This window comes from Scandinavium hiltneri, assembly GCF_024764835.1.
GTDB lineage: Bacteria > Pseudomonadota > Gammaproteobacteria > Enterobacterales > Enterobacteriaceae > Scandinavium > Scandinavium hiltneri.
Genome location: NZ_JALIGE010000061.1, coordinates 1 through 13,974 on the forward strand (window position 1 = coordinate 1; position 13,974 = coordinate 13,974).

Below are 13,974 nucleotides of genomic sequence, written 5' to 3' on the forward strand. Positions count from 1 at the left end.
ATGTCACACAACTTAAGAGGCAGGCAACATGATCAGAATCGTAGCATCACAGCGTCAGACGGCGCAAACATTCCCCGAACTCAGCATCGAGCACCGCGAGATCTGCCAGCACGGCAAACCCCGCAGCGTAGCGATGAACGGGCGCGGCATTCATCAGGTATCGCTTCGGACAACTACGGGCAAGGTGATCACCCTGCCAGTGTGCCGCCTGTTTGCGTGGGAAGCATAGGAACCGGGCCCCTTCGGGGGCTCTACCATATTGATTATGAGAATTGATATATAAGGGCCAACCATATGGAACACAGAAACGTGGAAGTGAAACTCGAGTTAACACCAGAGCAGGCGGAGGCACTGGCACAGCTGGCAAAGCGCATTACGTGGACTGATTGCCGGTGCAATGCCGAAAGCCATGATGAAGCGTATTTGATGATGGATGCAATAAGCCGCGTGCAAACCGCACTGGCGGAGGCTGGCTACGCGCCACGGTGACAGCGGCAGCAACCGCCTGCAATTCTGACCGTCTAAGCGCCTCTCTACGGGGCGCTATCCCTTCCCCGTGGTAACGTATTGCCGCACCTCTTTTAACAGCGCAGCGGCTGGCAGGCTGTGGAATATAAAGGCCATCGGTATGGCGGCAGCTGGTCGCTGCCACACAACCCAGTCGTGATGCCACCATGCAGCATTGAAGCAGCATTGAGGGCATCACCATGAAACCAACACCACTCCAGAAAGCAGCCGCACGCCAGATGCGCCGGGATTATCCTGCCATGAGCGTGCGCCAGATCGCCGCAAAGCTCGGCATCAACAGCGGAACCGTCAGCAAATGGCTGCGTCAGCCTGAGCCAGAAACACCGCTCAGCATCGAGGGCCTGATCGCCAGAACGCAGCAGAACTTTGAGAGTCTGCCCCCCAGCGAAGCAGAAAAGCTCAGTCATCTTCGCGATGAGCTTCGAGGCAAGCAGCAGACCATCATTAAGCGGCAGATCACCTTACTGGAGGCGTTGCAGGCAGAGGGCATGAGCGCACTCAAAAAGAAAGACCTGCCTACAGCCCGCGCAGCAGCCAGCCTGATCTCAGCATTCACCAAGGCATTCAGCCATGAGGCCATCGTTTACCAGATCATTGACCCCGCAGCTGTCATGAAATCAGCGCTCAAAGATTAATCATTTTTTATTTTTAGGCAGCAGGCCCCGGCAGGCACCCGTCTGGCTGGGTTTTGCAGTGTCCGTGCGAAAGCACGGCCATACCAGTAAGCCCTTCACCAGTCACCAGTCACCAAAACCGCGTCACGCAGCTGCACCCCTCCGGGGATGCACTTTGCGACGCTATGCAGAGTAGTTTGCCACTATTTGCCACTCGCCACTATTTTGCCACTCTATAAAACACCCTTCTAAGCCTTGGTATATAAGGGATAGTGGCGTTTTAGTGGCATAGTGGCATAAAAAATACATTCACTATCACGCGCGCATGACTGGAGAAATAAAAAAAATAACGCCACTTTGCCACTATTTTGCCACTTTTCACAAAAAAGCCCCGATTTACGGGGCCTTACGAGCATTACTAGGAGTGGCGTAGTGAGTGGCGCAGTGGCAAATAGTGGCGTTTACATGGGCTTGTGACCAACCGTGACCGCTTGTGACCAGCCGTGACCAACCACGTGACCAAAAAAAAAGTATATAAATCAATTATGTGACCATGTGACCATTTTTAAACAAATTACTTTTGGAAATTGAACTGAAAATAACGATACCTATTAATAATAAAACCTAAAAAATTGGTCACATGGTCACACTTCGATGAGAGCAGCGTCATTGCTGGGTTTTGGCGTGACCATTGCTATGGTCACAGGCGGTCACGCGTGACCAAATGACGGTCACAAGGCAAAAAAAAAGCCCCTTCCGGGGCTCTCATCAATCGTTGGCAGCTCGTCGGGACATTCTCCCCTCCACCGTGCTAGGCAGGTGAGGGATGAGAACACCCTTAACGAATCCATCACTCTTACGGTTAGATGCTGCTTTGCCAATGATGTTTTCACGCTCGCGGATCAGTGTGTTGTATTCGTGCCCACTGCTCGCTGCTGTGGTAGCAATAACGAACTTGCGCCACCATCCAGCGATACACTTCAACACAATGCCATCTGTCACCTTCTCATAAGGCAAGCCGTTAACACTCTGCACGATGTCATGATGGGCAAATGCGATGAATTCAGTGCGGATAGTGTCGAAATGGTCAGCAATGACGCCTGATGATTTAGCGATACCATATTTCTGATGAAATTTATTAAGGCGGTCAGCTGCTTGCTTTGATGCCAGTGCGGAGCCTGCTTGCTGGTATGCCTCAATCCGGCTATTCAGTCCGGCAGCAATGGCATCACGAACGCGGGCAGCGTAGTAACCCGGATCAGCGAGAAATAAAGGACGCTGGTCAATCGGGCCAGACTCCGGGCGAATGTATGAGAACCGGTTAGCAATCTGCTCATCAATGCCGGAATCACTGGAGAGTCCGGGAATGGGATCGGCTGATGTGTAAATTTTGGTGTATAGCGGTACGGTCTGCGCAATCAGGTGCTTTGTGGAAACCGTGATCGCGCTCTCCAGAACGAAGGATTTTTTCGTAATTCGCTCAGGCTCGTTAATTGCCAGAATCAGGGCCCGAACAAAGTTGCTGCCAGTCCTGCCGCTTGGCTGGCCTTTGACAATGGCGTCCAGCTCTTGCTCGTTAATCTCGACCACAATCCCCAGCGTGGAGAATGCCCCGATCTTGCCAAACAGCAGCCCTTTTCCGAAGTCAGAAACAGCCTGTAAAAACAGATAGGCTTTTTTGCGGTCTGGGGCAAAACGGGCAGCGGCAAGAAGGTCTAGCATCTCAGGGAACTGAGGGAAGTGCTCTCTCCAGTCATCATTAATCTTTTTATCCAGCTTGATGGCAGGGTAAGGCTTATGTGTGAGCGTTATCCGGGCTTTGCCTTCTGCATCGAGCGTTACCGCTGCGGATTCGGCAAACATATCCACTTCAACATACAGAGAAACGAACTGGCGATCTGAGCGGATGCAATCGGCAACAATCGCAGTAATTCCCTTTTTCAGGTCTTCCAGCCTTTCCGATGCCGTTTTCTTTGTACCTGAGTTAGCCACTGCATTTTTTACCGCCTCTTTCGCCCCCTCCGTGGTGAAGTAAAAACCGCCACAAATGGACTCAATCAGCCTGAAATCGCTCACGCCAAAGCGCTTAATGTGCTCGCTTAAATCGAGGTAGGTATATTGTTTCTTCTCCGGGAACCAGAGAGAACGGGAAAGGCAGCGATTAATCGCTGAAATATTGATGCCCAATTCCTGCGCCTTTTCGTAGCGCTCAGCGTCTTGCGTATTAAACAAATTTACATCAAGGTGCTTTCTCAATGCAGACATGATTTTGCCAAACAGCTGATCAGGTAACTGCTGGGCTTCCAGTTGCATTACTGTGTCTTGCGGATTCATGTTGATTCCTTTATATGCAAAAAAGCAGCGCCAAAAGACGCGTAACACTTGATTGCTCAGGAACCAATGGCTATCATCACTTTGCGCGGTGATGATTTGTAACCAACCCTTTGGTTCCAACGCAAATCAAAACTATTTCGCAGAGGCCCCAGTTATCAGCTGGGGCCTCTTGCGTTTCAGGGGTAAGCATAGCGGTCCCAAACGGCGTCGGCAAGCGATGATCAGGCGTCGATCTTCATCTTTTTTGCGTCGCCCCTCCCCTCATTACGTCATGCCTGCCGTTGTGGATAACTTGTTGCCAGAAAAGTGATTTTATCCACATTCTGCGGCCTCGCTGTGGATTGTCTTTGTGTCGAGCCAACGGCTCGGCCCTTACCGCTAACGTGCCACATTGCATCACGTCGTGTATGACGTAATAATGCACTAAAACACAGACGGTGGACGCCATGAAAGAGAATAAAACAGCCGCCCTGAGCCTCAGGCTCTCGGCAGACCTCATGCAGCTGCTCGACGAACGTGCCAGCGCAGAACATCTTACCCGGACAGACGTCACCGCCGCCGCTCTCCGGGCTTATCTCGGCGTATCCAGCCCATCACCACAGGGTGACAAGCTCGACCGCGTGATCGAGCTGCTGGAGACCATCGCGGGGGCTGCACCACAGCGTAAGGCAGCAGCACCGCAACGTCAGACGGTGCCTGACAAGCCGGAAATGCAACGCACGACAACGCCACCAAACGCACCACAGCGCACCACAAGCGATCCACGCTTTCAGGCAGTGGATAGTGAGGCCGACGCGCTGATCGTGTCACTGACGCAGCAGGGCGCAGGATTAGCGGACATTGCCGCGCAACTCAATGCGCAGGGATTCAGGAGCGCGACCGGGGGAGAGTGGTCGCGTAGCAAGCTGAGAGACTATCGGCACAAGCTGCGGGATGCTGGTCTGATTTGACTGGGAGGGGCGGCGCGGGGCCGCAAAAGAAAAGGGCCCGCAATGGGCCCCGTGGTTACTTGAAATGCTTTTGGGCTGATTTGGTCTTACAGAATGAGTGCGGGTAAACCTGCGCGGGGAGGTCTCTTAATTCCCCGTCATCATTGTGCAATTTCCATTTCATGACGCTAACGACGCGCATCATGACATTTTCACAAGGCACGGAGTCAGGCGCAAAAAAAACAATTCTCCCCGCCTCACCATCACGGAAAAGGTCACAATTTTTATTCCATGACACTGAGCATAACGCCTGATCAGTGGGTTTCTTTGCCAGCCTGAAAGGCAAGCCGATCACGTCATAGCTACGATTGAAAAACTCCCATACGTTTTTCCCATAGCCATCAATTTCACGCATCCCGTATGGCATCAAAGCAAGACCAACTTGCCCGCCCAGATAAGACCTTGTGCCGTTTCTTGCCATTCCTAAATCCTTGCGTTATGCCCCAATTGGCGGGGCGTTAGTGTTGGCGCAGCATAGCGTCCATTTTCCTGCAATACAGCGTCCTGCATGACGTAATGCGATGAAATACGCGGTGCTATTCCCGAACATACTTAACGGGCGGGGCGGCAGGTATGACGCGGCAAGCTGGGCGGGCGCGTCGGATGAACTCAGGGCAGGGCGGGCCCACGAACGCACGGCGGAAAGCGTGCCAGCGCAGGCGGGGCACCTCTCAACGTAAACAGGCGTTAATGGTCTCAACGATCTGGCGCTGCTCATCCTCGCTGATTGTTTGCCACTCAGGAGCCACGTCAGGCATTCCACGATACGCAGCAGGCGTCAGCCCCATAATGCGGGCGAGCAGCTGGCAGGTGAATGTCTCCCGCTCGATCTGGCAGTGACTGGCGTACACCTTGCCGGATTTATCTTTGCGCAGTCTGCGGGCAGCATCAGCGTAATAAGCCGGGGTTGCCCATTCATGACCGCGAATAGAATGGCCCACTATCATCATCACCCCGCCGCGCATGACACGCTTGCCAAACGCAATCACCGGGCCCTCAGGCCCTGCCGATTTTCCGCCCTCGCGGTGCCATTGCGAAAGAGCCAGCTGGATAAGGCGCAGCAGCTCCGCCGTGGTATCGCTGCGGATTTGTTCGTGGCTCATTGCATTCTCCCCGCGTGCGCCGCTGCTGCACTGGCTTCAATGCCATCCGCCAGCGCACCCAATCGTTCGATCTGGTGTGCCAGACCGCCAGCGGCGTGCAGCTGCTGGAGCGTAACCATTTGCGACCCGGCGACCGCCAGCCATTGGGCCAGCACGGCGGGGTTATCGGAGGCGTAACCCTGCCCCAGCAGTGCGTCGAGATCAGTCACGGCGCGAGCCACAAACAGCGAGGCGGTTTTACTGGATTCGTTTACAAGCATTGTTTCGAATTCTTCTTGATCGGTCATGGTATTTGCTCCTGGCATAAAGGCAAAAAAAAAGCCGCTTCCCAAATCGCGGGAGCGGCGTATGAATATCAAATGTTGTCACTGGCATCCGATGAGCTCGGCCCTGACAGCGTACCGTCACGACCGACAGCGGCTTCCCGGAATAAAGACCGCAGCAGCGTGCGGGAATTCTCAACACCGTGGCGTGCCAGCAGGTCAAACGGATCAGCGCCGTCCTGCTCAGGCAGGCAGGGCTCGAGATCAACGGCGTAAACCGGTGTGCGGTTTATTTTGGCTGCAATGGCTTGCGCAGCCTGATGGCCAGCGCCCACATCGCCGACGATAAACACCGGGCTGCTCGGGCACAAAATCGATATCTCACCGATAACTGCCTTAAAATTGCCGCAGCTCATCGCGCAAATGACAGGCAAGGCCCCGCCGGTGATCACTGATAACGCGACCCCAGAGGCAAACCCCTCGCAGACGACCAAAGGCTGACCATCCTCGGCTTTATCGAGGCCGATCGGGTAGAAACATCCGCTGCGCTCAGCGTTTTTGAGGCCGCGCTTCGCGCCGGTGAATGACAGCGCAGTGGCGGGGTTTGGGCGTCCGCAAATTAATTCGACTGTATTCATCCCAATTTGGCCCACGCCGGTGGCGCGATAAAGTGGAACAATCAGCGCGGCATTCCAGTAAACAACGCCGCCCGGTGCGTCCTTTTCGTAGGTGCGCCAGTTTGCAGACCTGACGTCATTCTGGAGCGGTAGGGGCAGTGCGGCTGCACTGCATTTCGCCTGCCAGTATGGCGATTGATGCGGATCCAGATTTGCCTTGTTGTAGAGAGACACTGCCGTCAGGGAAGCCTTTTGGCGCTGGCGCTCGCTGGCTTGTAATGCCTCCTCGCGGTCAGCCTGCAACTGGAGGCGCTGAGCTTCCCGCCTTGCCTGATCCTCGTGGCTGGGCTGGCGGTGGCCAAAACGACCGGCGCGAATTTCAGTGGTAATGCCGGAATCACGCAGGAGGGTGCCCGCCATCGCAAAATGGTTGAGTTTTTCGAGAGATTGAACGCGGATCGCGTCGCGGATGAGTCTGGCGTCAGCTGGGCCCGCGTTAACGCCGGATGCGCTCCAGCGCTGACAAATCGCCTCCGCATCGTTCAGTCGCAGGATGTTAGCCCAGCACGCGATCTGCCGTACCTGTTGTATCCACGACAGATAATCTGGCGCAGGCGACACGCGGACCAGTGCCTCATCAAGCGCACCTGTCAGAAACAAGTATTCGTCTCTCTCTTTGCTCATTTTTTCACCTTTCAGGACGTCTTTGCGCCCGGATTGTTTTCCGAAACTCCGGAGTCAGGTTCCAGAAGCTCCCGCCGGGATTTGTTCGACCGTCCGGCGGCGGTATCCGACCGTCAGCGATCAACCGGTTCAGGTGCCCGACGCTCACCCGCAATGCCCCGGCGAGCGCTTTTCGATTCAATTTTTTCATGGGTTGGTTGCTCAAACAGAAAATGAATCCGGCCCACTGCGAGCCGGAAGTGTTGCAGCTCATGAGGATTTACGCGGCTGGAGTTTTCGCGCTGAGCTGCACCTTTCGCTCTCTCGTCGCATTTTCGGAGGGGATGGAGAGCGCACCCCTTTTTTCGTCCGCGACTGACGTGTTTGAAAAACTTCGCAGCATCGATTTCTCGACAGTTCTAATTTAGACAAAATGTGCTGATTGTGTCAACATTAAAATCACCATCAGATCAGCACTGGCGCGGCTTACGGCGTCCATGACGTAATAAAAGGCGGTTAAAAAAATGGATTCCAAAACACTCGAAAAACTTCGTCTTGTCGGAGCTGTCGAGGCTCACCCGGCGATGATGCCCGGCGTACTTTTTGTCACCTGCCCGGACGCCGCAAAATCCTGCGTCAGCGTGCGAACCTGCCAGCTTTTGCATGCTGAAATCATGTCACGTCAGGTAAACCCGGAATCCTGCGCCAGACCCTGCGCAAAGTGCGCCACGGGCGGCATTTTGTGGCGTGAACAGTCAACGGGCCTGCCGCCGGTGAGTGTTGATGGTTGCCCGCGCTGCGGGCGACTGGGCGCGCGGCTTGTCGGCAAGATAGACGCCGAAAAAAAGACGCCGACGCCGTGGACCAAAAATTGCATAAGTTGCTGGAATCGCGTAAGCGAGCATAAGAAGGGATCAGGTGCGCGCGGACGCTCCATCCTATCGCCGCCTTTGATGAACCCGTGGATCATTGGGCGCGTGGATGGTGACGTTCCGGCGTGGTCAGTCTGGATCGGCGACAGCCTCAGCGAAGCCATTCTTCGGCAAATTTTGTACGACCCGATGACGGAATTTCATAACCAGCGCCCCGGCATCACGGGATTTGATGAGGGTGGCCACCCGGTCTATTTTTGCGAAAAACACCCGCAGACGGCGCTTCGCTGGGATTGGAATTCGAGCAGCCCGGCAGTGGGTGCGGTGCGGTTTTATTGCCCTGAATGCGTGCCACCGGCGCGCGCTCTACCGGTCGCTTTTGTTCGTCCGGCTCTGAGTTTCGCGACAGTGCAGGAGGCGGTTGAGTTGCACGCCACGTCGACAATCGAAACGCCGGTTGATACGGCAATCATCTGCGCCGGTTGCCACCGTGCGCCGCTGCGAATTGCCCGCAGCCGTTCTGGACCCGTAACAGCGACATGCCCCTGCTGCGAGTCCAGCGCTACGTCTCAGGGTGGCAGCGGACGTGACTGGCTCGACCCGGAGCCCGTACAGCCGCCGCGTTTCAGCGTTTTCCAGCTGAGTTACAGCGATTTCCCCATCGGTAGCGGTGCAGCTCCGCTGCAACTGGAGCCCACTCAACCCACAGTGCTGCCCCGTGTACCGCAGCTGCCATTCAACCGGCTGCGGGCCTGTATTCTGGCTGTGCTGAACGAATGGGATTACCTCGACGGCGTGACGATGGCAATGGACCCGACACGCGGAGACGGAGCCGAATTGCTGGCGCTGTTGGAGCAGCTGCGGGCCCTCAAACCGTCGTGACGAGAGACTGGAGCCTCAATAAAAAAAACGAGGCATCCAAAATGGCAATTAAGATTCCGGTTAGCGCTGAGTTCGACGCGGCGAGCCTGAAACAGCAGATCCAGCACGTAAACGACTCTATCAGAGCGATGGCGAGCAATGTCGCCCAGCTGAAAGGGCAGAAATTCGAGCCGATTACGCTCAAATCAAAAGAGGATCTGGATTACTTCGTTAAGCAGATGCAAAAGCTGCTGAAAATCCAGACGGAGCTCGCCAACAAGTCCAAACAGGCTGGCGTAAATCCACTCACCACGAAGGTCGGAGACTGGAATAAAATGTATCCGCAGTTCGATGAGCGGATCGCCAAAATGCAGTCAATGCTGCAATTTTTGGGCGTGGCGTTTGATGATCACCCAAAGCCGAAACCGCCAGCGCCGACCACCCCAAATCAATCAAATCAGCCGTCTGATGCTCGCAGCGGGCCGCAGAATAATAATCAGCCGCCAGCCTGGTCAAATCATTTCAACACAATGCTGCGCAGTGCCGGGCCTGCTGGCGGCACCATCAGCAACGCGCTAAACACCGGACTTTCTTCCGGCGCTGGCGCTGGCATGGTCGGTCTTGTTGGCGGTCTGGCAGCGCTCGGCGTAGGGAAGATTATCGGCGCTATCGCAGACAAGATCGGACAGGCTCAGGATAATGCCATCGGTCTGGACAAACTGTATCGTCAGGTCGGCGGCGTCGTCAGCTATTCCCGCCTACAGCGCGGCGTCACCGCTGCCGCAAATACGCTGGGCATGACGAACGCAGAGGCCATATCACTGGCGTCGACTTATTCACGCGCCGCAAATCTCCAGCCGGGCCAGAATCTTGGCACCGGAATGCTTGTTTCTGGCGGGCTGGCTCGCTCGTATGGCCTAGACCCGAACAACGTCGCCAGCACAATGGGCCAGCTTTCCGCCACCCATGTCGTAAACAACGATCAGCAGCTGCGCCGCATGGGCTTGCTTATGGGCGAGGCTATCGGGAGATCAGGCGCTTTTGCGCAGGCTGGCGACGCCATGCAGGCGATCAGCGACTTTGCCACCCAGCAGGCCCGCCTCAGCCTCACAATGCCAAACGTGCCCGGTTACGCTGGCTCTATGGCTGGACTCATGAGCTCGGGGATCCCCGGTATGGATTTGCAGGGCTCAACCAACCTGCTCGGACGTGTCAACGCAGCACTCGCGCATGGCGGGGCCACAGGAGAGCCGTCGCACGCATTTATGGCACGTATGGCCCTGCAACACGGAATCAATAACCCGTTGGCGCTGGAGGCTTTACAGGCTGGCGGCGCTTTCGGAACGATTAGCAGCACTCTCGGTCCGGACTCACTCTACGGCAAGCGTTATGGCGGTCATTATCGGGGGAATGAAACCCTGCTGGATATGACCCGGCAGGGGATCCATCGCGCATACGGCAACGGGCCGGATTCCGTTGTGGCACTCGCTCGCCATCTGGGGACCAGCGTAAATGAAGCGATGGCGCTCGATAACATGAGCAGCGCCGACATGAGCGGCGTTTCTAATCGCCTCAGCCGACTGAAACTCGACCCTGCCAGCGTCAACGCCACCAGTTACGCCACCTTGGGCCAAATCCAGAGCGGGCGTGGGCTGGAGTCGCTGGGCAATGAATACCTCAAGCGCGGGGGCCTTAGTGCTGCCGAACGGCAGACCCTTACCGATGCTTTGAAGGGAACTGACCCGGAGAAACTGAAAGACGTATTGACGCAGGTCGCGGCAACCCACGGCGCGGCGAAAACGGAAGGCAGCGAGGTCCGCGACAGCCTGGCAAAACTCAATAACACCGTTGAGCAATATGCACGGCAAGCGCTGCCAGCGCTGAATGTCATGCGCATGGCAATGGTAAAAATGGCAGGAGGATCAGAGGCCAGTCTTCGCAGTCAGTACATGAGCAGCGAAATGGCATCACGTAGCGCCGCCGTTCGCGCCAAATACGCCCCCGACCTGAAAGCAGCCCGCGACAGTGAAGCCGCCGCATACGCTAAATATGGCCCGTTTGGCGGTGGCGAAGAAAAGGCAGCAGCAGGCAAGCGCGTGAATGCCATCGGTCGCCAAATGAGCTTAGAGATTGAGGCCCAGCGCCTCGAGCTGAATAGGCAGGTAAACGGCGCACCTACGTCAGAAGCTGCACTCGATGGCAGCGATATTTCATCACCATCTGCCGCCGCCGCAGCTGGCAGCGGTGCTGCCGGAAACTGGGCCGGGAACAACGTCGGCAACGTGAAAGACGTGAACGGCAACTACCGACGCTTTCCATCCCAGCAGGCAGGCATTGCAGCGTCTGCGGGGCTGCTGCTGCGCTACAGCACGGGGAAATTCGCCGGTGGACGCAAGCGCACGCTGCGCGAGCTTGTCAGCACATATGCCTCCGGGGATCCGGAAGTGCCTCGTTATATCCGGCAGGCAAGCCAGTGGACGGGGTACGGTCCAGATCAGGCGCTGGACCTCACCGACCAGAAAACCCTGATGAACGTAACGCGGGCCATCCTCCGCAAAGAGAACGTGAAAAATTCCACCATTCCGCAATCCGTGGTTAATTCCGGCGTCAGCATGGCGCTGAATGACCAGAGCAATTACAAAATCGCTCCGGGCACCATGCCTGACGGTCAGCAGCGTGGCGGGAAAATTGATATTTCAGACGCCAACATCAACGTCAATCTGATCCATCCGGATGGACGCACGCAGACCCACAGCGTCCCGGTGAAAAGCTCATTCAAGCAGCCGCAAGCCTTCTCAGGTCGCCAGCGGTAGCGGCGTGCTCGCACGCAAAAAAGACAAGGGCCCGAAGGGGCCCCTGTTGCTACCGTCGGCGAGTAGCACGCCATTCAAAATCAGGCGCTGATAACGCCTTTTCCTGAATCTCTCGCTCCCGACGCCGTTCTCCCCGGCGGATCCTGTTGCGCAACGCCAGAATTTTCTCAGCGTCTTGCTCGGCAATGGCTCGCGCGGGGATCAACATTACCGCCGGTTTTATTTTTTCCATCCGGCACTGCCCCAATCGATACCAATCGCAGCCGGTGAACGCTGCGGCTGAGTCAGCTGCGAGCGAACGGCAGCAATTCCCGGCCCACGAACGGCATCGGGCAGACCACGGGAAGCCGACAGCGCATCATTCAGCGCGACGATCTCCCCGGTGGGCACTCCGGCACGTTCACAATCGTTCAGCAGCTGCTGATCGGCGACCTGCTGCTGCCGGGCGAGGTGAATTTGCTCGACGCTGGGATTGTGGCGAACGGTCATATCCGGGATTGACGGCGCAGGGGAACCGTTCAGAACGTCGCTCAACGCATCGCCCACGGCGGATTTTGTCAGCGGCTGACGGGTGGCGAGGTTACGCATAACGCCACGAATATGGTCATCCAGCTCCGCGTCCGACACTCCGGCGGCAACACCGGCGGCGTGCATATCTTTGAGCAGAGTTTGCGTTTTCGGACCGTAACCCAGACTTTTGCAGCTCTTGAGAGCGTGATCGAGTGATTGCTGGCTCTTGGCCAGCGGCTGTTTTTTGAGTTTGGACACCAATGATTTGAAGCTCATGAGGAAGTCCTCCCCTGGTGATTTTTCAGCGCCAGAACCATGCCCTGATTTTGCAGAAGCAACATGATGCGACGATCCACCGCGACCGTCGCCGCGCCGCTGGTAACTTTCGACCCTGCCAGCGCCGCCAGATCCATCGATTCACGCAGCAGCGTGCCCACATAACCGAGCAAGCTGGCCAGATAGGCGTCGTCAGCCAGTCGGGTGACGTTTGCATTCAGCAACGTGATTTTATTCCGGCAGGCTGAAAGCTCGCTGCGCGTGGCTGCGGACGCCTGTTGCGCAGCTGCCAGTTCAGACTGCACCTCAGGCAATAACGCCGGGGCCATGCCGCACTCAGCACGCACCGGCTCACCGGAACGCAGGCAGGCTTTGCCTTCCGCGATAAGCGCGTTCAGGTTCGCCATTTGCTGACCCAGAGCGCCAATCAGCTTGTCGTCGTCAGCGAGACGCTGAGTCAGACCGGCGGCGGTAATTTCTTGATCGCCTGACTCGGCGAGGAGTCGCAGCATTTGCGTGCGCAGATGCGCCGGATCTGACAACTTCGGCGCGGAGACCGTCAGGCTGTCCAGCCGGGTGGAGATTTGGTTCAGGACGCGGTCAACGTGCTGCTCGTTTTCTGTTTTGCTCATCGTGTATGCCTTGTTGTTATTGCTCAGCGGAAATGCTGGCATTGACAGTTTGCCGTCACGACTTGACCGGTATGGGCGAGCCGTTGGCCCGCATGGGATAACTTGGCGAAAAAGGGCTGCATTTAACATAAATCACGTTATCCGCACCACGCCGGGAGCACTCAGGACGCAAACGTCACCAGAGCCGTATAAATCGGCATTAACTGGCTAAAATCGGGGCTTTATGCGTGCATAAACACTGCATAAAAGTGGGCTGTTTTTGCATGGGGATTTTGAGGGCTGAAAGGCGTGTTTTGATCAGAATTGAGGCCGACCCTGATCAGCGGGATGACTGGAAAGCCGAACCCCGCGCAGCTTGAGCGATTATTCATTGGATGACCAAAGCTGCCCCCTCTCGCTGCCTGAGCATAATACCGCGCCGGGCGTAGGTTGTCGCAGGAATCCGGCGGAGTTATCCACAAAAGCGTCGCTTTCGGTGCCGGAGTGTGGTGTAATACTTTACGAACTAATCCGACCGTAAACAGGCATTTTATGAGCAGAACAGGAAGGCCACCGGCAGTTACCCCGGACATGCTGCGCACCATTCTGGAGCGGCACGCGCTGGGAGTACCGGCAACGGTGATCGCCCGACAGCTGGGCATCGGTAAAACAACAATATTCAAGGCGCTGAAACAGGAGCGCGAGCAGCGCGAGGCGTAGAAAAAGTTTGGCCCCGGCTGCGTCAACAGTCAGGGCCAGAAGTGGCGCGGAGTCTTCTGAGGATCCGCGCCTTATGTCACACAACTTAAGAGGCAGGCAACATGATCAGAATCGTAGCATCACAGCGTCAGACGGCGCAAACATTCCCCGAACTCAGCATCGAGCACCGCGAGATCTGCCAGCACGGCAAACCCCGCAGC

At 56.3% G+C, this 13,974-nt stretch carries 14 protein-coding genes; 7 read left to right on the forward strand and 7 right to left on the reverse strand.

Translation table 11 applies throughout. The annotated features are described in order from the left end of the window. Nucleotides 1–28: 28 nt before the first annotated feature. The 3 genes from MUU47_RS00365 (at nucleotide 29) to MUU47_RS00375 (ending at nucleotide 1,163) form a co-directional block, all read left to right on the forward strand. Nucleotides 29–229 carry a hypothetical protein gene (locus tag MUU47_RS00365; protein WP_258986138.1) on the forward strand — a complete coding sequence of 67 codons (201 nt, stop codon included), beginning with the start codon at nucleotides 29–31 and terminating at the stop codon, nucleotides 227–229. A gap of 65 nt (nucleotides 230–294) precedes the next feature. Then, complete coding sequence (locus tag MUU47_RS00370; protein ID WP_258986139.1) at nucleotides 295–489, forward strand: DUF7706 family protein; 195 nt, start codon at nucleotides 295–297, stop codon at nucleotides 487–489. Nucleotides 490–707: 218 nt separating this feature from the next. Next, nucleotides 708–1,163: a hypothetical protein gene (locus tag MUU47_RS00375; RefSeq protein ID WP_258986141.1), complete on the forward strand. Its 456-nt coding sequence runs from the start codon at nucleotides 708–710 to the stop codon at nucleotides 1,161–1,163. A gap of 747 nt (nucleotides 1,164–1,910) precedes the next feature. Here MUU47_RS00375 and MUU47_RS00380 read toward each other — a convergent pair. After that, nucleotides 1,911–3,476, reverse strand: a complete 1,566-nt coding sequence (locus tag MUU47_RS00380) for a hypothetical protein (protein ID WP_258986143.1) — start codon at nucleotides 3,474–3,476, stop codon at nucleotides 1,911–1,913. Between the two features lie 446 nt (nucleotides 3,477–3,922). Between MUU47_RS00380 and MUU47_RS00385 the strand changes: the two genes are divergently transcribed. After that, nucleotides 3,923–4,426, forward strand: a complete 504-nt coding sequence (locus tag MUU47_RS00385; protein WP_258986145.1) for a recombinase family protein — start codon at nucleotides 3,923–3,925, stop codon at nucleotides 4,424–4,426. A gap of 55 nt (nucleotides 4,427–4,481) precedes the next feature. Here MUU47_RS00385 and MUU47_RS00390 read toward each other — a convergent pair whose 3' ends face one another. The 4 genes from MUU47_RS00390 to MUU47_RS00405 all read right to left on the reverse strand — a co-directional run bounded on the left by MUU47_RS00390 (nucleotide 4,482) and on the right by MUU47_RS00405 (nucleotide 7,132). Continuing rightward, complete coding sequence (locus MUU47_RS00390) at nucleotides 4,482–4,886, reverse strand: hypothetical protein (protein WP_061500279.1); 405 nt, start codon at nucleotides 4,884–4,886, stop codon at nucleotides 4,482–4,484. Nucleotides 4,887–5,136: 250 nt separating this feature from the next. Beyond that, complete coding sequence (locus MUU47_RS00395; RefSeq protein ID WP_258986150.1) at nucleotides 5,137–5,568, reverse strand: hypothetical protein; 432 nt, start codon at nucleotides 5,566–5,568, stop codon at nucleotides 5,137–5,139. Continuing rightward, nucleotides 5,565–5,855, reverse strand: a complete 291-nt coding sequence (locus MUU47_RS00400) for a hypothetical protein (protein ID WP_258986152.1) — start codon at nucleotides 5,853–5,855, stop codon at nucleotides 5,565–5,567. Before MUU47_RS00400 ends, MUU47_RS00395 begins: the two co-directional genes overlap by 4 nt. Nucleotides 5,856–5,923: 68 nt before the next feature. Continuing rightward, nucleotides 5,924–7,132, reverse strand: coding sequence for a toprim domain-containing protein (locus tag MUU47_RS00405; protein ID WP_258986154.1), 1,209 nt, complete (start codon nucleotides 7,130–7,132; stop codon nucleotides 5,924–5,926). Between the two features lie 503 nt (nucleotides 7,133–7,635). Here MUU47_RS00405 and MUU47_RS00410 point away from each other — a divergent pair. Both MUU47_RS00410 and MUU47_RS00415 read left to right on the forward strand, forming a co-directional pair. Further along, nucleotides 7,636–8,865, forward strand: a complete 1,230-nt coding sequence (locus MUU47_RS00410; protein WP_258986155.1) for a hypothetical protein — start codon at nucleotides 7,636–7,638, stop codon at nucleotides 8,863–8,865. A gap of 41 nt (nucleotides 8,866–8,906) precedes the next feature. Further along, nucleotides 8,907–11,657, forward strand: a complete 2,751-nt coding sequence (locus MUU47_RS00415; protein ID WP_258986156.1) for a lytic transglycosylase — start codon at nucleotides 8,907–8,909, stop codon at nucleotides 11,655–11,657. A 219-nt stretch (nucleotides 11,658–11,876) separates the two neighbouring features. Here the strand turns inward: MUU47_RS00415 and MUU47_RS00420 are convergent, their stop codons facing one another. Next, nucleotides 11,877–12,443, reverse strand: a complete 567-nt coding sequence (locus tag MUU47_RS00420) for a low temperature requirement protein A (RefSeq protein WP_258986157.1) — start codon at nucleotides 12,441–12,443, stop codon at nucleotides 11,877–11,879. Then, nucleotides 12,440–13,075: a hypothetical protein gene (locus MUU47_RS00425; protein WP_258986158.1), complete on the reverse strand. Its 636-nt coding sequence runs from the start codon at nucleotides 13,073–13,075 to the stop codon at nucleotides 12,440–12,442. Before MUU47_RS00425 ends, MUU47_RS00420 begins: the two co-directional genes overlap by 4 nt. A 531-nt stretch (nucleotides 13,076–13,606) precedes the next feature. Between MUU47_RS00425 and MUU47_RS00430 the strand changes: the two genes are divergently transcribed. Continuing rightward, nucleotides 13,607–13,774, forward strand: coding sequence for a helix-turn-helix domain-containing protein (locus MUU47_RS00430; protein ID WP_258986159.1), 168 nt, complete (start codon nucleotides 13,607–13,609; stop codon nucleotides 13,772–13,774). Nucleotides 13,775–13,974 lie beyond the last annotated feature (200 nt).